This is a genomic window from Streptomyces sp. NPDC001480 (genome assembly GCF_042894725.1).
Lineage (GTDB): Bacteria > Actinomycetota > Actinomycetes > Streptomycetales > Streptomycetaceae > Streptomyces.
Map to the genome: position 1 here is coordinate 1 of NZ_JBIAVX010000030.1, position 22,850 is coordinate 22,850.

Annotated in this window: 19 protein-coding genes; 3 read left to right on the forward strand and 16 right to left on the reverse strand. The window is 70.3% G+C overall.

Going from position 1 to position 22,850, the window contains the following annotated elements:
- Positions 1-209: 209 nt before the first annotated feature.
- Both ACFY01_RS42590 and ACFY01_RS42595 read right to left on the reverse strand, forming a co-directional pair.
- Positions 210-1,379 (reverse strand): helix-turn-helix domain-containing protein, encoded by a 1,170-nt coding sequence (locus tag ACFY01_RS42590; RefSeq protein WP_390741143.1) that lies wholly within the window; start codon positions 1,377-1,379, stop codon positions 210-212.
- 377 nt (positions 1,380-1,756) lie between these two features.
- Complete coding sequence (locus ACFY01_RS42595; RefSeq protein WP_390741144.1) at positions 1,757-2,026, reverse strand: hypothetical protein; 270 nt, start codon at positions 2,024-2,026, stop codon at positions 1,757-1,759.
- 416 nt (positions 2,027-2,442) lie between these two features.
- Here ACFY01_RS42595 and ACFY01_RS42600 point away from each other — a divergent pair, with 416 nt between their 5' ends.
- Positions 2,443-2,970 (forward strand): universal stress protein, encoded by a 528-nt coding sequence (locus ACFY01_RS42600; protein WP_390741145.1) that lies wholly within the window; start codon positions 2,443-2,445, stop codon positions 2,968-2,970.
- Positions 2,971-3,077: 107 nt separating this feature from the next.
- Here ACFY01_RS42600 and ACFY01_RS42605 read toward each other — a convergent pair whose 3' ends face one another.
- The 3 genes from ACFY01_RS42605 to ACFY01_RS42615 all read right to left on the reverse strand — a co-directional run bounded on the left by ACFY01_RS42605 (position 3,078) and on the right by ACFY01_RS42615 (position 5,455).
- Positions 3,078-3,266, reverse strand: coding sequence for a hypothetical protein (locus tag ACFY01_RS42605; protein WP_390741146.1), 189 nt, complete (start codon positions 3,264-3,266; stop codon positions 3,078-3,080).
- Between the two features lie 89 nt (positions 3,267-3,355).
- Entirely contained in the window at positions 3,356-5,173 is a 1,818-nt protein-coding gene (glmS, locus tag ACFY01_RS42610) for a glutamine--fructose-6-phosphate transaminase (isomerizing) (RefSeq protein ID WP_390741147.1), read from the reverse strand.
- A gap of 24 nt (positions 5,174-5,197) precedes the next feature.
- Complete coding sequence (locus ACFY01_RS42615; protein WP_390741148.1) at positions 5,198-5,455, reverse strand: hypothetical protein; 258 nt, start codon at positions 5,453-5,455, stop codon at positions 5,198-5,200.
- Positions 5,456-5,620: 165 nt separating this feature from the next.
- On the opposite strand from ACFY01_RS42615, the gene ACFY01_RS42620 reads away from it, so the two are divergent.
- Positions 5,621-7,186 (forward strand): purple acid phosphatase family protein, encoded by a 1,566-nt coding sequence (locus ACFY01_RS42620; protein ID WP_390741149.1) that lies wholly within the window; start codon positions 5,621-5,623, stop codon positions 7,184-7,186.
- Positions 7,187-7,211: 25 nt separating this feature from the next.
- Here the strand turns inward: ACFY01_RS42620 and ACFY01_RS42625 are convergent, their stop codons facing one another.
- Complete coding sequence (locus ACFY01_RS42625) at positions 7,212-8,099, reverse strand: DUF4429 domain-containing protein (protein WP_390741150.1); 888 nt, start codon at positions 8,097-8,099, stop codon at positions 7,212-7,214.
- A 113-nt stretch (positions 8,100-8,212) separates the two neighbouring features.
- Between ACFY01_RS42625 and ACFY01_RS42630 the strand changes: the two genes are divergently transcribed.
- Complete coding sequence (locus ACFY01_RS42630; protein WP_390741151.1) at positions 8,213-9,796, forward strand: beta-N-acetylhexosaminidase; 1,584 nt, start codon at positions 8,213-8,215, stop codon at positions 9,794-9,796.
- A 56-nt stretch (positions 9,797-9,852) separates the two neighbouring features.
- Here the strand turns inward: ACFY01_RS42630 and ACFY01_RS42635 are convergent, their stop codons facing one another.
- The 10 genes from ACFY01_RS42635 to ACFY01_RS42680 all read right to left on the reverse strand — a co-directional run bounded on the left by ACFY01_RS42635 (position 9,853) and on the right by ACFY01_RS42680 (position 22,849).
- Positions 9,853-11,622 (reverse strand): IucA/IucC family protein, encoded by a 1,770-nt coding sequence (locus ACFY01_RS42635; RefSeq protein WP_390741152.1) that lies wholly within the window; start codon positions 11,620-11,622, stop codon positions 9,853-9,855.
- Entirely contained in the window at positions 11,619-12,152 is a 534-nt protein-coding gene (locus tag ACFY01_RS42640) for a GNAT family N-acetyltransferase (RefSeq protein WP_390741153.1), read from the reverse strand. The genes ACFY01_RS42635 and ACFY01_RS42640 overlap by 4 nt, the downstream gene beginning before the upstream one ends.
- Positions 12,149-13,441, reverse strand: coding sequence for a lysine N(6)-hydroxylase/L-ornithine N(5)-oxygenase family protein (locus tag ACFY01_RS42645; protein WP_390741154.1), 1,293 nt, complete (start codon positions 13,439-13,441; stop codon positions 12,149-12,151). The genes ACFY01_RS42640 and ACFY01_RS42645 overlap by 4 nt, the downstream gene beginning before the upstream one ends.
- Positions 13,425-14,891: a lysine decarboxylase DesA gene (gene desA, locus ACFY01_RS42650; RefSeq protein ID WP_390741155.1), complete on the reverse strand. Its 1,467-nt coding sequence runs from the start codon at positions 14,889-14,891 to the stop codon at positions 13,425-13,427. Before desA ends, ACFY01_RS42645 begins: the two co-directional genes overlap by 17 nt.
- A 140-nt stretch (positions 14,892-15,031) precedes the next feature.
- Positions 15,032-15,865: a siderophore-interacting protein gene (locus tag ACFY01_RS42655; protein ID WP_390741156.1), complete on the reverse strand. Its 834-nt coding sequence runs from the start codon at positions 15,863-15,865 to the stop codon at positions 15,032-15,034.
- Between the two features lie 139 nt (positions 15,866-16,004).
- Entirely contained in the window at positions 16,005-17,054 is a 1,050-nt protein-coding gene (locus tag ACFY01_RS42660) for an ABC transporter substrate-binding protein (protein ID WP_390741157.1), read from the reverse strand.
- 140 nt (positions 17,055-17,194) lie between these two features.
- Positions 17,195-18,355, reverse strand: a complete 1,161-nt coding sequence (locus ACFY01_RS42665; protein WP_390741158.1) for an acyl-CoA dehydrogenase family protein — start codon at positions 18,353-18,355, stop codon at positions 17,195-17,197.
- A 5-nt stretch (positions 18,356-18,360) separates the two neighbouring features.
- Entirely contained in the window at positions 18,361-19,302 is a 942-nt protein-coding gene (locus ACFY01_RS42670; protein ID WP_390741159.1) for a hydroxymethylglutaryl-CoA lyase, read from the reverse strand.
- Positions 19,299-21,215 carry an acetyl/propionyl/methylcrotonyl-CoA carboxylase subunit alpha gene (locus ACFY01_RS42675; protein ID WP_390741160.1) on the reverse strand — a complete coding sequence of 639 codons (1,917 nt, stop codon included), beginning with the start codon at positions 21,213-21,215 and terminating at the stop codon, positions 19,299-19,301. The genes ACFY01_RS42670 and ACFY01_RS42675 overlap by 4 nt, the downstream gene beginning before the upstream one ends.
- A gap of 17 nt (positions 21,216-21,232) precedes the next feature.
- Positions 21,233-22,849, reverse strand: a complete 1,617-nt coding sequence (locus ACFY01_RS42680; protein ID WP_390741161.1) for a carboxyl transferase domain-containing protein — start codon at positions 22,847-22,849, stop codon at positions 21,233-21,235.
- Position 22,850 lies beyond the last annotated feature (1 nt).

The following is a 22,850-nucleotide window of genomic DNA, read 5'->3' on the forward strand; positions in this document are numbered from 1 at the left end:
CGGGGTCTGGGGCGGAGCCCCAGGGTGGGGTGACTTCCCAGTTGGCCGTCATGGGTGGGTGGGTGGGAAACCCCGGGGTCTGGGGCGGAGCCCCAGGGGCGGCGATCTTCCAGTTGGGCGTCATGGGTGGGTGGGAAACCCCCCGGGGTCTGGGGCGGAGCCCCAGGACGGAAAGGGGCCCGGGGCTGAAGCCTCGGGCCCCCTGGGGGTCACACGCCGCTGCGCGGCCCCGGCACGCTCACCGACAGGCTGCGCCGGGCCTGGATCGGGACGCCGGCCTCAGCGTGGAGGACGGGTACCGGGCCCACCGGGCCGGCCGGCGCGGACATGGCCGGCTCGGCATCGGCGGGCTTGTCGCCCTGGGGGCGACGGGCGCGGTAGGCGGCCCGGTACGCGGCCGGCGAGGAGCCCAGCTGGCGCCGGAAGTGACCCCGCAGGGCCACCGGCGAGCGGAACCCGCAACGGCCCGCGACCTCGTCGACCGAGTAGTCCGACGTCTCCAGCAGCCGCTGCGCTTGCAGCACGCGCTGGGTGATCAGCCACTGGAGCGGCGCGCTGCCGGTCAGCGACCGGAAGCGGCGGTCGAAGGTGCGTCGGCTCATGTAGGCCCGCGCCGCCAGCGTCTCCACGTCGAACTGCTCGTGGAGGTGCTCCAGCGCCCAGGCGACGACCTCCGCGAGCGGGTCGGCGCCGATCTCCTCTGGTAAAGATCGATCGAGGTAGCGCTCCTGGCCGCCCGACCGGCGCGGCGGGACCACCAGACGCCGGGCCAGCGCGCCCGCCGCCTCGTTGCCGTGGTCCGACCGCACGATGTGCAGGCACAGATCGATTCCGGCCGCCGTACCCGCCGATGTCAGGACGTCACCGTCGTCGACGAACAGCTCTCTCGGATCGACGTGCACCGACGGATAGCGCTTCGCCAGCGTCGGCGCGTACATCCAGTGTGTGGTGGCCGGTCGGCCGTCCAGCAGGCCCGCCGCAGCCAGCACGAACGCGCCGGTGCACAGGCCTACGATGCGTGCGCCCTCCTCGTGTGCCCGGCGCAGCGCGTCGAGCGCTTCCTCCGGTGGCGGAGAAGTGATCGAACGCCAGGCCGGTACAACGACCGTACCGGCGCGTGAGATGGCTTCCAGGCCATGCGGTGCGGTGAGTTCCAGGCCCCCTGTGGTCCGCAGCGGGCCTTCCTCGCCGGCGCACACCAGTAGTCGGTAGCGCGGCACGCCGGCGTCCTGGCGGTCAATCCCGAACACCGACAGCGGTATGGAACTCTCGAAGATGGGCCCGCCGCTGAACAGCAGCACGGCGACGATCTCCTTGCGACGTCGCCCGGACAGCTTCCGGGCCGCGGCTTCCGGCGCGGCGGTGGAGTCGTGGCTCATCCTGCTAAGCCCCCCTTGGTGGTCGCGGCTCCTCGGTTGTGTCGCTCCTGCACGTTTCCCCTCGGTCCTGCACGAGTCCCCCGCCGTAAGACATCAAGATCGAATCTACTGGGTGCCACGCCGCCGTGGTGACCAGATCGACACCCGGCGCATTGTCGACATGACAACTTGGCGTGAAGCATTCGATCACGAAGCGTTGCACTCGTGGGCCGTGCAGGGAAGTACGCCTCGTCGCAGTGGCCAAACAGCGTAGGGTGCGCAGGGCCCCCTGGGCCCTTTCCGTGCAGGTGGAACGGGGTGCGAGGGGTGGTTCCGGCCTGTCTTGCACAGTGTCCAGAAGTTGGCTGAAAAGCTACGGGTGCGTGCGCGGAAACCGGTCAGTCAACCGGTGTACCACCCTTGGTGTGACGTCCGCCTCCCTGGGGCGTCGGGCGTGCCGCGCAGCGCTCCGAGCGGCGCAGCAGGATCCGGCAGACGCCGGTGACGGCGGCGAGGCCCAGGGCGGTGCCGGTGGCGCCGGCCAGCGAGGTGCCGTACCAGAGCAGGACCACGGGTACGAGGACGCAGCTGAACACCGCCCAGCGCACCACGTCACCGGCGGTGTCCGGAGTGGGGCGCTGCTTGCTGGTGGGGCGTCGTCCGGGCATCTCGTACTCCCTGGTCGTACTCCTCGCGGCGGTGGCTCACAGGGTTCAACGCGTGTTCGATCGAGCGGTCACTCAGTCGGTCACCCAGTTGATCAGACAGTTGATCACTCAATGGGTCACCGTGCGTGCCGACCGGATGAAGTCGCCGCTGTTGAATCCCGTGCAAACCGCCTGTACGGGGCAGCAACCATTGCGTTACGGGCGTCGCTCGTGCATGCTCCGGGGAACCCCTGCGGACTCCGGGGGCGCCTTACGACGCCTTGCGTCTCACGACGCCTTACGGAGCCCGTGCGGGATCTGGGCTGAGGAAGCTTGCCGCCGTACCCTTGGGGGTATGGGGTGGGGAAGATGTTTCCCGGACACAGCTCCGCCGCACACTGTCGCCACCCAAAAAGGATCACAACGCCGAGACAGCCATGGCCGGTCACGAATTCTTCGAACCCGCGGACCGCAAGCGGCCGGTCGCCGATCCCACGGCGGCCGAGCCCCTGGCGGCGGAAGAGGCGCGTCCTTCCTGCGACCCCGCCTTCAAGCACGGAGTCGTCGTCGGTTTCGACGGCTCCACGTCCAGTGAGCGCGCCCTCGCCTATGCGATCGGCATGGCTCACCGATCCGCCTCGGGGCTGATCATCGTCCACGTCGCCAATCGGCTGCCCACCACCGTGTGGGCGGGGTGTGAGCCCCCGGTCTTCGTCGACGTGCCCGATCACCGCACCGAGGTGCTGGGTCTCGAGCTGGCCTGTGCGGACTATCTGGCCGAGGTGCCCTGGATCCTGGTCGAGCGCGGCGGTGACATCTGCCACGAGCTCGAAGAGGTGGGCCGGGAGTACGAGGCCGACGCGATCGTGGTGGGCTCCACGCACGGGATCGTCGGGCGGATCTTCGGCTCGGTCGCCGGACGGCTCGCCAAGCGGGCGAAGCGGCCCGTGATCGTCATCCCGTGACGTGACGTGTCGTGGAAGCCTGACTCGCCGTCATTCAGCTCGTCGCCCCGTTCCCCCAGGGCTCATCCGCCCGGAACCGTTACGGCGTCACGGTCTCACTCGTTGTCCTACTCGTTGAACCACTCGGACTTCACGTCGTAGCCGTCGCCGTTCCACGAGAGCTGCACCTGGTACGAGCCGAACTGGCCGACGTCGTAGCCCTTCTTGCCACAGCCGGCGTCACCGCCGTCGGTGATGTAGAGCCCCGGCCTCCTTCGGACACAGAAGCGGGCGGGGGACGGATCTCGTGAGCGCACGCTCCGAATACGTCCACCGCCCGCCGGTGATCTACCTCATGCCTCGGCAGTTTGCCTTTGCGGACCGGTAGTTGAATGCGTCGTGCCGGTTACTCCACCGTCACCGACTTCGCCAGGTTCCGCGGCTTGTCGATGTCCCGGCCCAGGGCCAGTGCCGTGTGGTAGGCGAGGAGCTGGAGCGGGATGCCCATCAGGATCGGGTCCAGCTCGTCCTCGTTCTTGGGTACGACGATGGTCTGGTCGGCCTTCTCCTGCTCCTGGTGGGCGACCGCGAGGATCTTGCCGCTGCGGGCCTTGATCTCCTCCAGGGCGGCGCGGTTCTTCTCCAGCAGGTCGTCGTCCGGGACGATCGCGACCGTCGGCAGCGCGGGCTCGATCAGCGCGAGCGGGCCGTGCTTGAGCTCGGAGGCGGGGTAGGCCTCGGCGTGGATGTAGGAGACCTCCTTGAGCTTCAGGGAGGCCTCGCGGGCCACCGGGTAGCCCCGCACGCGGCCGATGAAGAGCATCGAGCGGGCCTCGGCGTAACTCTCGGCCAGCTTCTTGACCTCGTCCTCCTGCTTGAGGATCTCGGAGATCTGCGCGGGCAGCCTGCGCAGGCCCTCGATGATCCGCTTGCCGTCGCGCACGGAGAGGTCGCGGGTGCGGCCCAGGTGCAGGGCGAGCAGGGCGAAGGCGACGGTGGTGTTGGTGAAGCACTTGGTGGAGACGACGCACACCTCGGGGCCGGCGTGCACGTAGATGCCGCCGTCGGCCTCGCGGGCGATCGCCGAGCCGACCACGTTGACCACGCCCAGCACCCGCGCGCCCTTGCGCTTCAGCTCCTGCACGGCGGCCAGCACGTCGTACGTCTCACCGGACTGCGAGACGGCGACGTACAGGGTGTCGGGGTCGACGACCGCGTTGCGGTAGCGGAACTCGGAGGCCGGCTCGGCGTCGGCGGGGATGCGGGCCAGCTCCTCGATCATCTGGGCGCCGATCATGCCCGCGTGGTAGGAGGTGCCGCAGCCGAGGATCTTCACGCGGCGGATCTGGCGCGCCTCGCGGGCGTCCAGGTTCAGGCCGCCGAGGTGCACGGTGGAGAAGCGGTCGTCGATGCGGCCGCGCAGCACGCGGTCCACGGCGTCGGCCTGCTCGTGGATCTCCTTGTGCATGTAGGTGTCGTGGCCGCCCATGTCGTACGACTCGGCCTCCCACTCCACGGTGGTGGGCTCGGCGGTCGTGCGGGTGCCCTCGGTGGTGTAGGTGCGGAAGTCGTCGGCCTTCAGGGTGGCCATCTCGCCGTCGTCCAGCGTCACTATCTGCCGGGTGTGGGCGACCAGCGCGGCCACGTCGGATGCGACGAACATCTCCTTCTCGCCGATGCCGAGGACGACCGGGGAGCCGTTTCGGGCCACCACGATGCGGTCCGAGAAGTCGGCGTGCATCACGGCGATGCCGTACGTGCCCTCGACGACCCGGAGGGTCTCGCGGACCTTGTCCTCCAGCTTCTCGGCCTGCGAGCGGGCGATGAGGTGGGTGAGGACCTCGGTGTCGGTCTCGGAGAGGAACTCGACGCCGTCCGCCTCCAGCTTGCGGCGCAGGTCGGAGGCGTTGTCGATGATGCCGTTGTGCACGACGGCGACCTTGTTGTCGCCGGACATGTGCGGGTGGGCGTTCACGTCGGAGGGGGCGCCGTGGGTGGCCCAGCGGGTGTGGGCGATGCCGGTGGTGCCCTTGAACCGCGCCGGGACCTTGGCCTCCAGGTCACGGACCCGGCCCTTGGCCTTGACCATCTTCAGGCCGGCGGTCTTCGGGGAGGTGACGACGATGCCCGCGGAGTCGTACCCGCGGTACTCCAGGCGCTGAAGGCCCTCCAGGAGCAGCGGGGCGACGTCACGCTTCCCGATGTATCCGACGATTCCGCACATATAAAGGTATCCCCAAGCTTCCGTTCAGCCGTAGACGATGCGCCGCAGTTGCCTGAGCGTGAGCTCGGGCGGGGCCACCGCACGGTATTTCAGGTCCGCCCCGATCCGTTCGAAGATCGCCGCGTTCACCAGGCCCTGGGCCTGGAGCTCGCGGTGGCGGCGACGGACGTAGTCTTCGGTCGTCTCGTCGAAATAGGCGAGCACGTCCTGGATCACCCGCAGTGCCTCGCCCCGGTGCAGGGTCGTGGACCGTGTCAGATGATCAACCAGTTCGTCGTGCACCCGGTAGATCCTGAGGTACCGGCGACGGTTTCGCAAGAATCCTGCCCGATTTCGGGCAACGGCCTGTTGAATCTCTTATGGGGCTCTGTTCGCAACCTGTCCATCCTGCGTCTTGCGCCACGTTGCTTGTGGCGACGATTTTCAGACGCCATGGACATTCCTCGTATGGGCGTACCCGATGAGCTCGCCGACCGCATGACCATGGCCGAGCAGCACGAGTACCTCCGCGCCAGGTTCTCCCGGCGCTCCATGATCAGAGGCGGCGCCGTCACGCTCGGCACCGTCACGGGCGGCTCCTTCGTACTGGGCGGCACCGCCCAGGCCGCCGCCCCCACCCAGTCCTCCGCCCCCGCCACCCAGCACGTCGACGGCGCCTTCGTCGCCCCGTTCGGCCGGCACCTCGCCTACGGCAACGACGCCGGCACGGAGATGACGATCTCCTGGCAGGTCCCGGTCCCGGTGAAGAAGCCCTTCGTCCGCATCGGCACCCACGCCTCGCACCTCTCCGTCAAGATCGAGGCCGAGGTCCGCTCCCTCCACACCCCGGCCGGCGTCGGCGCGAGCGGCGACCACACCCAGTACTACGTGCACGCCAAGCTGGCGGGCCTCAAGCCCGGCAAGACGTACTACTACGGCGTCGGCCACGACGGCTTCGACCCGGCCTCCCCGCGGTTCGCCGGCACCATCGGCACCTTCACCACCGCCCCCCGCCACAAGCAGCCGTTCACCTTCACGGCCTTCGGCGACCAGGGCGTCAGCTACCACGGGCTGGCCAACGACGCCCTCATCCTCGGCCAGAACCCCAGCTTCCACCTGCACGCCGGCGACATCGCCTACGCCGACCCGTCCGGCGCGGGCAAGACCGCCGACACCGGCTTCGACTCGCGCGTGTGGGACCAGTTCCTCGCCCAGACCGAGTCGGTCGCCAAGTCCGTGCCGTGGATGGTGTCGTTCGGCAACCACGACATGGAGGCCTGGTACTCGCCCAACGGCTACGGCGGCGAGGAGGCCCGCTTCACCCTGCCCGACAACGGGCCGGACAAGAAGAACCTGCCGGGCGTCTACTCCTTCGTCCACGGCAACACGGCGGTCATCTCCCTCGACCCGAACGACATCTCCTTCGAGATCCCGGCGAACCTGGGCATATCGGGTGGAACCCAGACCAAGTGGTTCGAGGCCCAGCTGAAGAAGTTCCGGGCCTCGAAGGACATCGACTTCATCGTCGTGTTCTTCCACCACTGCGCGTACTGCACGTCCACGGCGCACGCCTCGGAGGGGGGTGTGCGACAGGAGTGGGTACCGCTGTTCGAGAAGTACACGGTCGACCTCGTCATCAACGGCCACAACCACCAGTACGAGCGCACCGACGTCATCAAGGGCAACAAGGTCACCAAGAAGCTCCCGATCGGCGAGACGGCCTACCCCGAGACCGAGGGCGTCGTCTACGTGACCGCTGGCGCGGCCGGCCGCAGCCTGTACGCGTTCACCGCGCCGGACTCCTACGAGGGGCACCTGAACGAGGTCGACTCCGTCGCCTCCTTCGTCAACACCAAGGACGGCAAGGTCAACGAGACCGTCGCCTGGTCCCGGGTGCGCTACCTCAACTACTCGTTCCTGCGGGTGGACGTCGAGCCCGCGGCGCCCGGCCACTACGCCAGGCTGAAGGTGTCGGGCATCGCCGAGACCGGTGACCGCATCGACCACTTCACGGTGGCGCGCAAGGCCAAGTAGCCGTCGACGGCTCCGCAGGCGGTCCTCACATGCGCTTGAGGACCGCCTGTTTGGCCATCGTGAACTCCTCGTCGGTCAGCACCCCGTCGCGGCGCAACTCGCCCAGTTCCCGCAGCCGCCGCAGCAGGGCGTCGTGGTCGTCCTCGACGGGGGACGACGTGAGCTGCTCGGGGATCCGGGGCGCGTCCGGTCCCGCGTCCGTCCGGTCGGCCGCCGACGGGTGCGGCAGCCGCGCCTGCACCGCCGCCGCGACCAGCGCCATCAGCGGGTCCTTCTTGAAGCCCCACAGCTCCACCGCGTTGGGGTCGTACTTCGGCGGCGCCTTGGTGGCCGCGCCCCGCACGGTGAACCGCAGATGGCCGTTCTCCAGCCCGGCCGCCGGCTGCCACTCCACCGCGGTGATCTCGGCGACGGGGATCGCCCGGGCGCCGGCCGCGGCCTTGGCGTCCTCCGTCTTCCAGTTCCACTCCAGGCGTACGTGCTCGCCGTCGAAGCTCACCGTGCCGTCCCCGGCGGCCACCGACAGCGGGACGGACGGGCCGGGCAGCAGGTACGCGGTCACCGGACCGGACGGAACCCCGTCCAGCAGCAGGGCGTTGCGGACCTCGTCCACGAAGTACTCGGCGACGCCGTACCGGTCCGGCTCCACGGTCAGCTGGTAGGGGTCGTGGGGCTCGGCGAGCCGCCCGCCGGTCGCGTGCAGCAGCGGATCGGCGCCGTCCCGCAGCCGCAGTCTCAGCCGCCCCGACTTCTTGCCGTGCTCGAAGGAGACGCCGGCCAACGCCCCCAGCGGGACCAGCAGTTCACCCAAGGTCCTGCGCAGCAGGCCGACGCTCTTGTCCCGTCCGGGGGTCAGGCGCAGCGCCCCGCCGTCGAAAACCCACGTGCCGTCCTTCTGGATGATCTCCGCCATGAGGGGATTGTTTCACCGGATGCGCGGGAGACTGGTCTCGACCAATCGTGAAGTGACCCTCGTGAAGTGATGGGAGCGCGCTTGTGAGACGGCACCACAGAACGACTCCCCGTATGACCCGACTGCTGGGCTCGCTACTGCTGTTGGCGGCGGGCGCGATCACGGTCGGCGCGGCCCCGCCGGCCCCCCAGGACGCCGGGCAGCGGACCGCGACCCCGCTCGGCCGGGTCGTCCCCGCCCCCGCATCCGTCCAGCCGGGCGGAGCGCCCTACCGCATCACCCGGGACACCCGCATACGCGTCGACGACAACCGCGAGGTCCGCCGCGTCGGCACCTACCTCGCGGACATCCTGCGCCCCTCGACGGGCTACCGCCTGCCCCTGACCGCGCACGGCCGGGGCGGCGTCCGACTGCGCCTCGCCGAGGGCCCGTTCGGCGCCGAGGGCTACCGCCTGCACAGCGGAGCCGACGGCGTCACCCTCACCGCCCGCACGCCCGCCGGCCTCTTCCACGGCGTCCAGACCCTCCGCCAGCTCCTGCCGGCCGCCGTCGAGAAGAACCGCGTACAGCCCGGCCCCTGGCAGATCGCGGGCGGCACCGTCCAGGACACGCCCCGCTACCCCTACCGCGGGGCGATGCTCGACGTCTCCCGGCACTTCTTCACCGTGGACCAGGTCGAGCGCTACATCGACGAACTGGCCCTCTACAAGATCAACGCTCTGCATCTGCACCTCAGCGACGACCAGGGCTGGCGCATCGCCGTCGACTCCTGGCCCCGCCTCGCGACGTACGGCGGCTCCACCCAGGTCGGCGGCGGCCCGGGCGGCCACTACACCAAGGCCGACTACCGGGAGATCGTCCGCTACGCCGCCTCCCGCTACCTGGAGGTCGTCCCCGAGATCGACATGCCCGGCCACACCAACGCGGCCCTCGCCTCCTACGCCCAGCTGAACTGCGACGGCACCGCACCCCCGCTGTACACCGGCACCGAGGTCGGCTTCAGCTCGCTGTGCGCGAACAAGCCGGTCACGTACCACTTCGCGGACGACGTCATCCGGGAGCTCGCCGCGCTCACCCCCGGCCGCTATCTGCACATCGGCGGCGACGAGGCGCACTCCACGAGCCACGCCGACTACGTGACCTTCATGGACCGGGTGCAGCCGATCGTCGCCAGGTACGGCAAGAAGGTCATCGGCTGGCACCAGCTGACCGGCGCGACACCCGCCAAGGGCGCCGTGGCGCAGTACTGGGGCCTGGACGACACCGACCCCGCGGAGAAGGCACAGGTCGTCAAGGCCGCCCAGCACGGGACCGGGCTGATCCTGTCCCCGGCCGACCGGCTGTACCTCGACATGAAGTACACCGCGGACACCCCGCTCGGTCAGGACTGGGCGGGCCTGGTGGAGGTGCGGCGGGCCTACGACTGGGACCCGGGCGCCTACCTCCCGGGGGCTCCGGCCTCGGCGGTCAGGGGCGTCGAGGCGCCCCTGTGGACCGAGACCATCCGGACCTCGGCCGACATCGACCACATGGCCTTCCCCCGGCTGCCCGGCGCGGCCGAGCTGGGCTGGTCCCCGGCGGCCACGCACGACTGGAGCGCCTACCGGACGCGGCTCGCCGCCCAGGCCCCGCGCTGGGACGCCCTCGGTATCGGGTACTACAGGTCACCCCAGGTGCCCTGGCCGACGGGTTCCTAGGAAGGTCGACGGGCACCCCGGTGGACCGTACACCGGGGTGCCCGCCCGTCCGCGGGTCAGAACGCCGCTATCGGGTTCTCCAGGCTGCCGACGAGCTGTAGCGCGCCCGACGGGTCGGCCAGGTCCACCATCTGCCGGTTGTCGCGCAGCTGGAGGCGGTTGAGGCAGGACAGGGCGAACTCGGGGGCGAACATGTCGTACTGGCGGAACCTGTCGGCGAGTTCGGGCGTCGCCTGCTGGTACTCGCGGGTGACCTCGGCGACCGTGCGCCAGAAGTCGTCCTCCTCCAGGATTCCCTCGTCGGCCAGGAGGGCGGCCAGGAAGCGGAAGAAGCAGTCGAAGACGTCCGTGAAGATCGACAGGAGTTTCGTGTCCTCGGGGACCTCGACGCGGATCCGGCCCACCTCGGGCGGCAGCACCGCGTCCGGGTCCATGACGGCGATCTCCTCGGCGATGTCCTTGTAGACCGCCCGCCGCACCACGCCGTCCTCCAGGACCAGGATCACGTTCTCGCCGTGCGGCATGAACACCAGGTCGTAGGCGTAGAAGCTGTGCAGCAGCGGGGTGTAGTAGGCCCGCAGGTACCGCCGCAGCCACTCCACCGGGGACAGCCCGGACCGCTCGATCAGCGCGCCCGCGAAGGACGCGCCCTCGTGGTCCACGTGCAGCAGCGAGGCCATGGTGGCCAGGGACTCGCCCTCCGCGAGGGACGGCACGGGGCTCTCCCGCCACAGCGCGGCCAGCATCTTGCGGTACGGCGAGTACCGGTCGGTGGCCTTCTCGTACTCCAGGTGCCGGTAGCCGACGGCCGCCCGCTCCCGGATGATGGACAGGCCGGTCGACTTCAGCACGGGGTCGTTGTCGATCAGCTGGGCGAGCCAGTCGTTGATGGCCGGGGTCGCCTCCATGTAGGCGGCCGAGAGCCCGCGCATGAAGCCCATGTTGAGGACGGACAGAGCCGTCTTCACATAGTGCTTGCCGGGGTGCGAGGCGTTGAAGAAGGTCCGGATGGACTGCTGGGCCAGGTACTCGTCGTCGCCCTCGCCCAGGCACACCAGGTGCCGGCGGGCGACCTCGGCGGCGAAGGTGACGGTCAGCTTGTTCCACCACTGCCAGGGGTGGACGGGGATGAGCAGGTAGTCGGCGGGGTCGAGGCCCTGGCCGGTGAGCGTGGCGCGGAACCGTTCCAGCGTGGCCTCGCCCAGCTCTCCGCGCAGGAACGCCTCGTACTCGATGCCGGTCCCGGCCGTGAACGCCGCCCGCGACCGGTGCGCCGCCAGCCACACCAGCCGGACGGGGCTCGCCGTCTCGGGGGCGTACGACAGGTACTCGTGGACGCCGAAGCCCAGCCGCCCGTTGTTGGCGACGAAGCAGGGGTGGCCCTCGGTCATGCCGGTCTCGATGGCCTGGAAGCCGCTCCCGGCCAGCTCGGCGGCGGACACCCGGGGCTTGGCGAGCTTGTAGCAGGTGCCGGACAGGGTGGAGGAGATCTCCTCCAGGTAGACCGGCAGGATGTCGTCGCTCAGGCCCAGTGACTGCTTCAGCTCGACGAAGAAGTCCAGTGCGGCCAGGGGGAGTTCGGTGCCGTCGCGGTGGCGGGTGAGGGAGCCGGCGTCCACCTGCCAGTGGTCGAGGGCGCGGCGGACGGCGGTGAAGCGGTAGCGGGTCAGGCCGTCGTCGCTGCGGACGACGTACGCGTCTCCGTCCGCCTCGGGGGTGATCAGCCGCTCGTGCGCGAACTCGGCGAGCGCCTTGCGCACGAGGAGGCGGTTGGCCTGCTCCCAGCGCTCGGGGGAGAGGTGGGCCACGGCGTCGGCGAGGCTCATACGGCCACCCCCGTCGCGGCGACGAACCGCTCGCGGGTGCAGAAGCTCAACAGGGCCTTTTTCTCCGGCTTCTGGATCTCCCGCTCGGGCACGAACCCGACGGCCTCGTTGAGGGCGTGTACGGCCTTGTTGGCCACGTCCGGTTCGACGACGACCCGTTCGACGGCCGGATCCTCGAAGAGGTGCGCCATCACCGCGGTGATGACGGCCCGCGTGAAGCCGTGCACGGGGGTGTCGGTCGCGGGGGTGAGGAAGTGCATGCCGACATCGCCCGGCCGCGGCTCGTACAGGCCGACCAGCTCTCGGTGGGCGGGGTCGTACTTCTCCATCAGGAACGCCGGTACGCCGTCCTCGTCGAGTCCCAGCAGGGCGTGGTGGTGCTCGTCGGCGGCGATCTCCATGTACGCGCGCTCGACGTCCTGAAGCTTCGCGTCCTGCATCATCCAGAACGCCGCCTTGGGATGCGTGACCCAGCCCAGCAGCAGCTCGGCGTCCTTCAGGGGGTCGAGGGGGCGGAGGGTGAAGGTCATACGGAGAACTCCTGGAAAGCGATGCTCTTCTCGACCGGGTAGTACTCCGCGCCGAGCAGCTCACGGATGATGCAGCTGTTGCGGTACGCGCCCATGCCCAGGTCGGGGCTGGTGATGCTGTGGGTGTGCACGCCGGCGTTCTGCAGGAACACGCCGCGGCCGGTGACGTCGACGGCGTAGTTGCGGGCCACGTCGAAACGGCCGTGGCCGTCGAAGCGGAGGCGGTCGCGCAGCGGGTCGAGGAAGGCCGGCGGCTGGTAGTGGTAGCCGGTGGCCAGCACCAGGCCCTCGGTGCGGATCTCGAAGTCCTTGTCCTGCTCGTCCTGGTGGAAGCCGAGGGTGTACGCGCCGTCCTCGTACCGGGCGCCGGTCAGCGAGGAGTTGGTGAGCAGGCGGGTGGGGACCGGGCGGTCGCCGCTGGTGACGTTCTTCTGGTACAGCAGGTCGAAGATGTCGTTGATCAGGTCCGAGTTGATGCCCTTGAAGAGGCCCTTCTGCTGCTTCTCCAGCCGGTAGCGGGTCTCCTCGGGCAGCGCGCGGAAGTAGTCGATGTAGTCCGGGGAGGTCATCTCCAGGGTCAGCTTGGTGTACTCCAGCGGGAAGAACCGCGGGGAGCGGGTGACCCAGTTGAGCTCGTAGCCGTGGACGTCGATCTCGGAGAGGAGCTCGTAGTAGATCTCGGCGGCGCTCTGGCCGCTGCCGACGACCGTGAGGGACTTCTTGGCCCGCAGTTCCGCCTTGCGGTGCATGTACTGCGCGGTGTGGACGAGGTCGCCGTCCAGTTCCCGGCAGGCTTCGGGAACGAAGGGGACCGTGCCCGTGCCGAGGACCAGGTGGCGGGCGCGGTACACCTCGCCGGCCCCGGTGCGGACGACGTGGAGCCCGTCGGTGTCGTCGTACGTCACCTCGGTGACCGTCGTGCCGAACCGGACGCTGCTCAGTTTGCCCGCGGCCCAGCGGCAGTAGTCGTCGTACTCGACCCGCAGCGGGTAGAAGTTCTCGCGGATGTAGAACGAGTAGAGTCTGCCCTTCTCCTTCAGGTAGTTGAGGAAGGAGTACGGGGAGGTCGGATCGGCCAGGGTGACGAGGTCCGACATGAACGGGGTCTGGAGGTGGGCGCCGTCGAGGAACATGCCCGCGTGCCACTCGAAGTCGGGCTTCGACTCCAGGAAGACTCCGCTCAGTTCGTCGATGGGTTCGGTGAGGCAGGCGAGCCCGAGGTTGAAGGGGCCGAGCCCGATCCCCACGAAGTCGTAGGCGGCGGTCGGGGCTTCAGGACGCGCGGTCAAGGGACTCTCCCAGGTACTGCTCGGCGTGGCCGGCGATGAGGTCGAGGACGGCGGCGATGTCGGCCACGGTCGTCTCGGGGTTGAGCAGGGTGAACTTCAGGTAGTGGCGGCCGCCCACCTTGGTACCCGCGACGACGGCGTCGCCGGAGGCGAACAGGGCCTTGCGGGCGTAGAGGTTGGCGCGGTCGATCTCGCCCGGGTCGGTGACGGCGGCCGGGATGTGACGGAAGACCAGGGTGGACAGGGACGGCTCGACGACGACGTCGAAGCGGGAGTCGGCGGCGAGCAGCTCCCAGCCCTCCCGGGCCAGGTCGCACACCTCGTCGAAGAGCTGGCCGAGGCCGTCGGCGCCCATGGTGCGCAGGGTCATCCACAGCTTGAGGGCGTCGAAGCGACGGGTGGTCTGGAGGGACTTGTCGACCTGGTTGGGGATGCGTTCCTGGACCATGCGGCGCGGGTTGAGGTACTCGGCGTGGTAGGTCGCGTGCCGCAGGGTGGCGGCGTCACGCACCAGCACGGCCGACGAACTCACCGGCTGGAAGAAGGACTTGTGGTAGTCGACGGTGACCGAGTCGGCGCGCTCGATGCCGTCGAGGAGGTCGCGCCGACTGGGGGAGACCAGCAGGCCGCAGCCGTAGGCGGCGTCGACGTGCATCCACGCCCCGTACTGGGCGCAGAGTTCGGCGATCTCGGGCAGCGGGTCGATGGAGCCGAAGTCGGTGGTGCCGGCGGTGGCCACGACGGCCATGGGGACGAGGCCGTCCTTCTCGCAGCGCTCCAGTTCGTGGGCGAGGGCCACGGTCTGCATGCGCTTGTCGTGGTCGACGGGGACGGAGACCACGGAGTCCGGGCCCAGGCCGAGGAGTTTGGCGGACTTCTTCACGCTGAAGTGGCTGACCTCGGAGGCGAACACGCGGAGTCTGGCCAGGGAGGCCCCTTCCTCCCACCCGTCCGGCCCTGGCTTGGCCTCCTCCCTAGCCAGCAGCAGCGCCTGGAGGTTGGACTGGGAGCCGCCGGAGGTGAACACGCCGTCGGCGGACGGGCCGAGGCCGATGCGGGCGGCGGTCCAGTCGATGAGCCGGCGCTCGATCAGGGTGCCGCCGGCCGACTGGTCCCAGGTGTCCAGGGAGGAGTTGACGGCGGAGAGCACGGTCTCGCCGAGCACCGCCGGGATGACCACCGGGCAGTTGAGGTGGGCGAGGTAGCGGGGGTGGTGGAAGTAGACCGCGTCCCGGAGGTAGACCTCCTCCAGTTCGTCGAGCACCGCGGTGGTGTCGTGCAGCGGCTGGTCGAGGTCGATCTCGTCGATGCGGGGGGCGAGGGCGTCGACCGTGACGCCGGTGAACGGACGTTCGGTGGTGGCGAGTTTGGCCGCCACCCGCTCGACTCCTTCGGTCACGGAGCGGCGGTAGTGCTCCGCGGTGAGGTCATTGAGCAGGTGCGAGCGCATGTGGGGGTCCTCCGATGGGGACGGTCCGTGCGGGGAGTTCAACTTAGGTTAGCCTAACCTAAGTAGCTCGGCCGAAACCTGCCCCTCCCGTGACCGCCGTCACTTCGAACTGCGGTTCCACCAAAGGGAGTTGGTCGGAACTACTCAGAGGTCCTGAGCTGTTCCTCGGTCATCCCCCGCCGCCAGTAGCCGACGAAGGTGACACACCGGCGGTCGATGCCGCGCTCGCCGACGAGGTGCCGGCGCAGCGCCTTGACGCAGCCGGACTCGCCCGCGATCCAGGCGTAGGGGCGTTCGGCGGCCGGGAGCCGGGCGTCGCGCAGCGCGTCGAGGGCCGGCGGGGCCCCCGCGCTGCCGCCCGGGTCGCGTACGAGCCACGTCACCTCGGCGTCCGCGTCGGTCATGACGTCCTGGATGTCACCTGCGTGGTTCACCTCCAGCCAGGCACGCACACGGGTGCCGGCCGGCAGGGACTCCAGGGTGGCGCAGGCGGCGGGTACGGCGCTCTCGTCGCCCCACATCACCACCAGGTCGGTCCCCTCGGGCGGGCGGAAGCGGATCGCGCGGTTGTCGGCGACGGCCGGGCCGAGGAGGAGGACGCGGTCACCCGGGGTGGCGTCCGCGGCCCAGCGGGAGGCGGGGCCCGACGGGCTGTGCAGGGCGAAGTCGATGTCGATCTCGTCGGGGTCGCGGCGCAGCGCCCGGAGGGTGTACGAGCGCATCACCGCCCGCACGTCGTCGGGGAGTTCACGCCACCCCTGCCACCAGTTGTCGCCCAGCTCCAGCGGGACGACGGGCTCCGGCTGGCCCGGATGCGGCAGGAACAGGGACAGGGACTGGTCCCGCCCGTGGGAGTGGAAGGCGTGCAGGTCGGGCCCGCCGAAGGTGACACGGGCCAGGGACGGGCCGAGCCGCCTCGTCCGTACGACCTGGAGGGAGAAGAAACGGAACGGGGCGGCTACGGCGGTAGTCATCAGGGCTCCTGAATTTCGGTCAGGGGGCAAGGTGGCCGGCCCAAGGGGCGCGGGGCCGTATTGATATGCGGCTCCGCCGCGCGGGCGCGACCAGCCACAGGCGACCCGCGGCGTCCCATGAATCACCCTCACAGGGCGGTCAGCTGACCTGCTTCGCCTTCTCGATCGCCTCGGCCAACTCCTCGAGCAGAGGAGCGCACTTGTCGTACGACAGGATCGGCTCGGGGTTGCGGGCGATGACCTGCCCGGCCTTGACCGCCGGCAGCTTCTTCCACGTCCCCTCGGTGATGTCGGCGGGCTGGATCGCCGAGGAGCGGTTGTCCATCATGATGATGTCCGCGTCGTACTTGTCGACGTTCTCCCAGCTCAGTGACTCGTACCAGCCGCCACCCTTGGCCTTGGCCTTCTCCGGGGGCTCGACGAAGTTCACGCCGAGGGCCTTGAAGTACTCCAGGTCGACGGAGAGGTTGGAGCCGGAGACGTAGAACAGGTCCTGGCTGGCGGAGCCGGCCATCACCTTGATGCCGGGCTTGGCCTTGGTGGCCGCGCGCAGCCGGGCGGCGGCGTCCTCGAAGCGCTTCTTGGCCTCGGTGACCTTGGCGGCGGAGGTGTCCGCGCCGAGCGACTTGGCGAGGGCCAGCATGCGCTGGAGCGGCTCGGTCAGCTGGCGGTCGTAGACGGAGATGCCGACGCTCGGGGCACCGGCGGCCAGGATCTTCTTCTTCGACTCGTCGGGGACGTACCAGAGCGTGCCGGCGTCGTCGAACATGGTGGAGATGAGGACGTCCGGCGCCAGGGCCGCGTACTTCTCGATGTTGAACTGGCCCCACTCGTTGCCGAGGACCGTCACCTTGCTGACGTCCATGTCCCCGGCCTGCACATCGGCCTTGCCGTCCTTGGTCTTCGTCGGGCCGAAGACGCCCTTGGCCTGGACGCCGTAGTCGTACAGCGCGGCGGCCACGCCGACGAACGCGACGATGTTCGACGGGACCTTGTCGGCCTTCGCGGTGGTGCCGCGGTCGTCCTTGAAGGACCAGGGGCCGGACTTGCCCGCCGTCGTGTTGCCGTCCGAGCCGCCGCTTTTCCCGTCTTCGTTCCCGCAGGCCGCGAGCGCGGCCCCCAGACCGATGGCGCCGCCCGCGGCGAGGATGCCGCGACGAGTGAGGTGGGTGGCACGGGCGTTGGGCATGGGTATGACTGCTTTCGAACGGGGCGGAGCGCCCGCCGGACAACTTCCAAGGTAGGTTAGCCTAACCTCAGCTGATGTCCAGAGGGTGGGGCGCCCCGCGCCCGAACGTGTGACCGGCCTTCAGGGCCGGACGGGCAGGCTCAGCCCACCAGCCCCAACTCCCTTGCGATCAGCATCCGCTGGACCTCGCTCGTGCCCTCGCCGATCTCCAGGATCTTGGAGTCGCGCCACATGCGGGCGACCGGGTACTCGTTCATGAAGCCGTAGCCGCCGTGGATCTGGGTGGCCTCGCGGGCGTTGTCCACGGCGACCGTGGACGAGTACAGCTTGGCCAGCGCCGCCTCCTTCTTGAACGGCTCGCCCGCGACCAGCCGGCTCGCCGCGTCGCGCCAGGCCAGGCGGGCGGTGTGGGCCTTCATCTCCATGTCGGCGATCTTGAACTGGATGGCCTGGTTGGCGCCGATCGGACGGCCGAACGCGTGACGCTCCTTGGCGTACTTCACCGACTCGTCCACGCAGCCCTGGGCCAGACCGGTCCCGAGCGCCGCGATGGCGATACGGCCCTCGTCGAGGATCCGCAGGAACTGGGCGTAGCCGCGCCCCTCCTCGCCCAGGAGGTTGGTGGCGGGCACGCGGACGTCGGCGAAGGACAGCTCCCGGGTGTCGGAGGCGTTCCAGCCGACCTTCGAGTAGGGGGCGGCCACCGTGAAGCCCGGGGTGCCGGACGGGACGATGATCGAGGAGATCAGCGGCTTGCCGTCGGGCTTGCGGCCCGTCACCGCCGTGACCGTGACCAACCCCGTGATGTCGGTGCCCGAGTTGGTGATGAAGCACTTGGAGCCGTTGATCACCCACTCGTTCGTGCCGGCGTCCAGGCGGGCCGTGGTGCGGGTGGCGCCGGCGTCGCTGCCGCCGTCGGGTTCCGTGAGCCCGAACGCGCCCAGGATCTCGCCCGCGCACAGCCGGGGCAGCCACTCGCGCTTCTGCTCCTCGGTGCCGAACAGGTGGACCGGCATCGCGCCCAGGGAGACCCCGGCCTCGAGGGTGATGGCCACCGACGAGTCCACCCGGGCCAGCTCCTCCAGCGCGATGCCGAGGGCCAGGTAGTCGCCGCCCATGCCGCCGTACTCCTCCGGGAACGGCAGCCCGAACAGGCCCATGCGGCCCATCTCGCGGACGATCTCGTACGGGAACTCGTGCCGCTCGTAGAAGTCACCGATCTTCGGCGCCACGACGTCGTGCGCGAACTCCTCCACGGTACGGCGGAGTTCCTCCAGCTCGGGGGAGAGACGGTGGTCCATGGCGATCACTGGTCCTTGTGGGAGAGGGCGCGGACGGTGCGGGACGGGCTGGGTCGGCCCAGTTGTTCGGCCATCCACACGCTGGTGGCGGTGAGACGGCCGAGGTCGACCCCGGTGTCGATACCGAGGCCGTGGAGCATCCACACGAGGTCTTCGGTGGCGAGGTTGCCGGTGGCGGACTTGGCGTAGGGGCAGCCGCCGAGGCCTCCGGCGGAGGCGTCGACCGTCGTCACGCCGTGTTCCAGGGCGGCGAACGTGTTGGCGAGGGCCTGGCCGTAGGTGTCGTGGAAGTGCACGCCGATGACGTCTCTCGGCACGCCCTCCGCGTTGAGCGCGGCGAGCAGCGCGCGGACATGGCCGGGCGTGGCGACCCCGATGGTGTCGCCGAGGCTCAGCTCGTCGCAGCCCATGTCCCGCAGCGCCCGGCAGACGCGGACGACCTGGTGGAGCGGTACGGCGCCCTCCCAGGGGTCGCCGAAGCACATCGACACGTACCCCCGTACGTGCGCGCCCTCGTCCTTCGCGTGCCGCACCACCGGCTCGAACACGGCGAGGGACTCGTCGAGGGTGCGGTTGAGGTTGGCCTTCGCGAAGGACTCCGTGGCGCTGGCGAAGACGGCGATACGGCGGGCGCCGAGCGCGAGCGCCCGGTCCAGGCCGCGCTGGTTGGGCACCAGGACGGGCAGGGCCGCGTCCAGGTCGCTGACGAGCGGGAACAGCTCCTCGGCGTCGGCCAGTTGGGGCACCCACTTGGGGTGCACGAAGCTCGTCGCCTCGATGGTCGTCAGGCCCGCGTCGGCGAGGCGGTGGATGAACTCCGCCTTCACCGCGGTGGGTACGGCCGTCTTCTCGTTCTGGAGCCCGTCGCGCGCGCCGACCTCGTGGATCCGCACCCGTGCGGGCAGGTCCTGGGCCGGTACGGCCATGGGCAGTCCGTCGGCGCTCATCCGTCCGCCTCCTCGGTGGGTGCGATGACGGCCAGCACCTGGTCCATGGCGACCGTCGTGCCGGGCCGCACGTCCAGTTCGGCGACCGTGCCGGCGTGCGGGGCGGAGATGACGTGCTCCATCTTCATCGCCTCGACCACCAGCAGGCTCTGGCCGGCGGCCACCTCGTCGCCGACGGCCACCTTCACCACCGTCACCGTGCCCGGCATGGGCGCGGTGAGCGAGTCGGCGCCCGCGTGCGCGGACCGGGACAGGGACGCGGCCACCGGGTCGTGATCGCGCACCTGCCAGGCGTCGCCGTCGCGGCCGAGCCAGTCGGCGGCGCGGTGGAAGGTGTGGCGGACGCCGTCGAGGGTGACGGCGACCCGGTCGTCGGCGACGGTGTGGACACCCCTGGGGGTGTACGTCACCGGGTCGGTCACCCGCAGCGGGAAGGCGGGCCGCTTCGGGGTACCGCCGAGACGCCAGCCGCTCGGCACCGAGAAGGGATCGGTCCAGCCGTCCTCACGAGGCTTCAGTGCCTCCAGCCGTACGGCCGCCGCCGCCTCGTACACCTCCTCCGGTACGTCCGTGGTGACCAGCTCGTCCACCACCCGCTCCACCAGCCCGGTGTCCAGCTCGCCCGCCACCACGGCCGGGTGTGCCAGCAGCCGCCGCAGGAATCCGGCATTGGTCTGCACGCCCAGCGTGACCGTCTCGGCCAGGGCGGCCCGGAGCTTCCTGAGCGCGGTCGCGCGGTCCGGCCCGTACGCGATCACCTTGGACAGCATCGGGTCGTACAGACTGCCGACCTCCGTGCCCTCGCTGAGCCCGGAGTCGGTGCGGATGCCGTCGCCCTGGGGTTCGCGGAGCCTGAGGACCGTGCCGCCCGAGGGCAGGAACCCGCGCGCGGGGTCTTCGGCGCACAGACGGGCCTCGACGGCGTGCCCGGTGAGCGTGATGTCGTCCTGCCCGAACGGCAGCCGCTCGCCCGCCGCCACCCGCACCTGCCACTCCACCAGGTCCAGCCCGGTGATCAGTTCGGTGACCGGGTGCTCCACCTGGAGCCGGGTGTTCATCTCCATGAAGTAGTACGAAGAGGGGTCGCCGCCGGGGACGATGAACTCCACGGTCCCCGCGCCCCGGTACCCGCAAGAGCGCGCCGCCTGCACGGCCGCCTCGCCCATCGCGGCCCGGGTCGCCTCGTCGAGGAGCACGCTGGGCGCCTCCTCGATGATCTTCTGGTGCCTGCGCTGGAGCGAGCACTCGCGCTCGCCCAGGTGGACGACGTTCCCGTGCCCGTCGGCCAGGACCTGGATCTCGATGTGCCGGGGCCGGTCCACCCACCGCTCGACGAGCAGCGTGTCGTCGCCGAAGGAGGCGCGGGCCTCGCGGCGGGCCGCGGCGATCTCCTCGTCCAGCACGGACAGGTCCCACACCAGACGCATGCCCTTGCCGCCCCCGCCTGCCGACGGCTTGAGCAGTACGGGCGCGCCCAGCGCGCGTGCCGCTTCGGCCAGTTCGGGATCGCGCCCGCCCGGGACGACCGGCACTCCGGCGGCCCGCACCGTCTCCTTGGCCCGGATCTTGTCGCCCATGAGCGCGATCGCGTCCGCCGGCGGGCCGATGAAGACCAGCCCCGCCTCCTCGCACGCGTGCGCGAAGCCCGCGTTCTCGGCGAGGAAGCCGTACCCGGGGTGGACGGCCTGCGCGCCCGTCCGCGCGGCGGCCTGAAGGAGCCGCTCCACCGACAGGTAGCTCTCCGCCGCCGGCGCCGGACCGATCCGTACCGCCGTGTCCGCCTCCCGGACGTGCCGCGCGTCGGCGTCGGCGTCGGAGAAGACGGCGACGGAGCGCACGCCCATCGACCGCAGCGTACGGATGACGCGTACGGCGATCTCGCCCCGGTTGGCCACCAGCACTGTGTCGAACATCGTCGTCAACTCCCCCCTCACATCCGGAAGACGCCGAACTGGGGCTCTCCCAGGGGCGCGTTGGCACAGGCGGTCAGGGCCAGGCCCAGCACCTGACGGGTGTCCAGCGGGTCGATGACCCCGTCGTCCCAGAGCCGGGCGGTGGCGTAGTAGGCGTTGCCCTGGCGCTCGTACTGCGCGCGGATGGGCGCCTTGAAGGCGTCCTCGTCCTCGGCCGGCCACTCCTCGCCCCGCGCCTGGAGCTGGTCCCGCTTCACGGTCGCCAGCACCGACGCGGCCTGCTCGCCGCCCATCACCGAGATCTTCGCGTTGGGCCACATCCACAGGAAGCGCGGGGAGTAGGCCCGTCCGCACATGGAGTAGTTCCCCGCGCCGTACGACCCGCCGACCACGACCGTCAGCTTCGGCACGCGCGTGCAGGCGACCGCCGTGACCATCTTGGCGCCGTGCTTGGCGATGCCACCGGCCTCGTAGTCCTTTCCGACCATGAAGCCGGAGATGTTCTGGAGGAAGACCAGCGGGATCCCGCGCTGGTCGCACAGCTCGATGAAGTGGGCGCCCTTCTGGGCGGACTCGGAGAACAGGATGCCGTTGTTGGCGACGATCCCGACCGGGTGGCCGTGGATCCGGGCGAAGCCGGTGACCAGGGTCTGCCCGAACTCCGCCTTGAACTCCGCGAACCGGGAGCCGTCGACCACGCGCGCGATGATCTCGCGTACGTCGTAGGGGGTGCGGGAGTCGACCGGGACGGCGCCGTAGAGCCCGTACTGGTCGACCTTCGGCTCCACCGCGGGCACGGTCTCCCAGGGCAGGGGCCCGCGCGCGGGGAGGGTGGCGACGATGTCGCGCACGATCCGCAGGGCGTGCGCGTCGTCCTCGGCGAGGTGGTCGGTGACGCCGGAGACCCGGGAGTGCACCTCGCCGCCGCCGAGCTCCTCGGCGGTGACGACCTCACCGGTGGCGGCCTTCACCAGCGGGGGACCGCCGAGGAAGATCGTGCCCTGGTTGCGGACGATCACGGCCTCGTCGCTCATGGCGGGCACGTAGGCCCCGCCGGCGGTGCAGGAGCCGAGGACGGCGGCGATCTGCGGGATGCCGGCGCCGGACATCCGGGCCTGGTTGTAGAAGATCCGCCCGAAGTGCTCGCGGTCCGGGAAGACCTCGTCCTGCATGGGCAGGAAGGCGCCGCCGGAGTCGACGAGGTAGACACAGGGCAGCCGGTTCTCGAGGGCGACCTCCTGCGCGCGCAGGTGCTTCTTCACCGTCATCGGGTAGTAGGTGCCGCCCTTGACGGTGGCGTCGTTGGCGACGATCACGCACTCGCGCCCGCTGACCCGCCCGATCCCCGCGATGACCCCGGCGGCCGGGGCCTGGCCCTCGTACATCCCGTCGGCCGCCAGCGGGGCCAGCTCCAGGAAGGGCGAACCGGCGTCGAGCAGGGTGTCCACCCTGTCCCGGGGCAGCAGCTTGCCGCGCGCGGTGTGGCGGGCGCGGGCCTTCTCGCCGCCGCCGAGCGCCGCCGCGGCGAGCTTGCCGCGCAGTTCCCCGACCAGCTCGCGGTGCGCTTCCTCGTTGGCCCGCCAGGCCTCCGACGCGGGATCGGCCGCGCTCGTCAGCTCCGGTGCCTCGTGCATC

Bases quoted from the DNA above. Each gene is read 5' to 3' on its own strand.
- ACFY01_RS42655 (WP_390741156.1), bottom strand. From the start codon at position 15,865: ATGACTACCGCCGTAGCCGCCCCGTTCCGTTTCTTCTCCCTCCAGGTC.
- ACFY01_RS42600 (WP_390741145.1), top strand. From the start codon at position 2,443: ATGGCCGGTCACGAATTCTTCGAACCCGCGGACCGCAAGCGGCCGGTC.
- ACFY01_RS42630 (WP_390741151.1), top strand. From the start codon at position 8,213: ATGACCCGACTGCTGGGCTCGCTACTGCTGTTGGCGGCGGGCGCGATC.
- ACFY01_RS42675 (WP_390741160.1), bottom strand. From the start codon at position 21,215: ATGTTCGACACAGTGCTGGTGGCCAACCGGGGCGAGATCGCCGTACGC.
- ACFY01_RS42680 (WP_390741161.1), bottom strand. From the start codon at position 22,849: ATGCACGAGGCACCGGAGCTGACGAGCGCGGCCGATCCCGCGTCGGAG.
- ACFY01_RS42640 (WP_390741153.1), bottom strand. From the start codon at position 12,152: ATGACCTTCACCCTCCGCCCCCTCGACCCCCTGAAGGACGCCGAGCTG.
- ACFY01_RS42595 (WP_390741144.1), bottom strand. From the start codon at position 2,026: ATGCCCGGACGACGCCCCACCAGCAAGCAGCGCCCCACTCCGGACACC.
- glmS (WP_390741147.1), bottom strand. From the start codon at position 5,173: ATGTGCGGAATCGTCGGATACATCGGGAAGCGTGACGTCGCCCCGCTG.
- ACFY01_RS42635 (WP_390741152.1), bottom strand. From the start codon at position 11,622: ATGAGCCTCGCCGACGCCGTGGCCCACCTCTCCCCCGAGCGCTGGGAG.
- ACFY01_RS42625 (WP_390741150.1), bottom strand. From the start codon at position 8,099: ATGGCGGAGATCATCCAGAAGGACGGCACGTGGGTTTTCGACGGCGGG.
- ACFY01_RS42620 (WP_390741149.1), top strand. From the start codon at position 5,621: ATGGGCGTACCCGATGAGCTCGCCGACCGCATGACCATGGCCGAGCAG.
- desA (WP_390741155.1), bottom strand. From the start codon at position 14,891: ATGCGCTCGCACCTGCTCAATGACCTCACCGCGGAGCACTACCGCCGC.
- ACFY01_RS42660 (WP_390741157.1), bottom strand. From the start codon at position 17,054: ATGCCCAACGCCCGTGCCACCCACCTCACTCGTCGCGGCATCCTCGCC.
- ACFY01_RS42665 (WP_390741158.1), bottom strand. From the start codon at position 18,355: ATGGACCACCGTCTCTCCCCCGAGCTGGAGGAACTCCGCCGTACCGTG.
- ACFY01_RS42590 (WP_390741143.1), bottom strand. From the start codon at position 1,379: ATGAGCCACGACTCCACCGCCGCGCCGGAAGCCGCGGCCCGGAAGCTG.
- ACFY01_RS42670 (WP_390741159.1), bottom strand. From the start codon at position 19,302: ATGAGCGCCGACGGACTGCCCATGGCCGTACCGGCCCAGGACCTGCCC.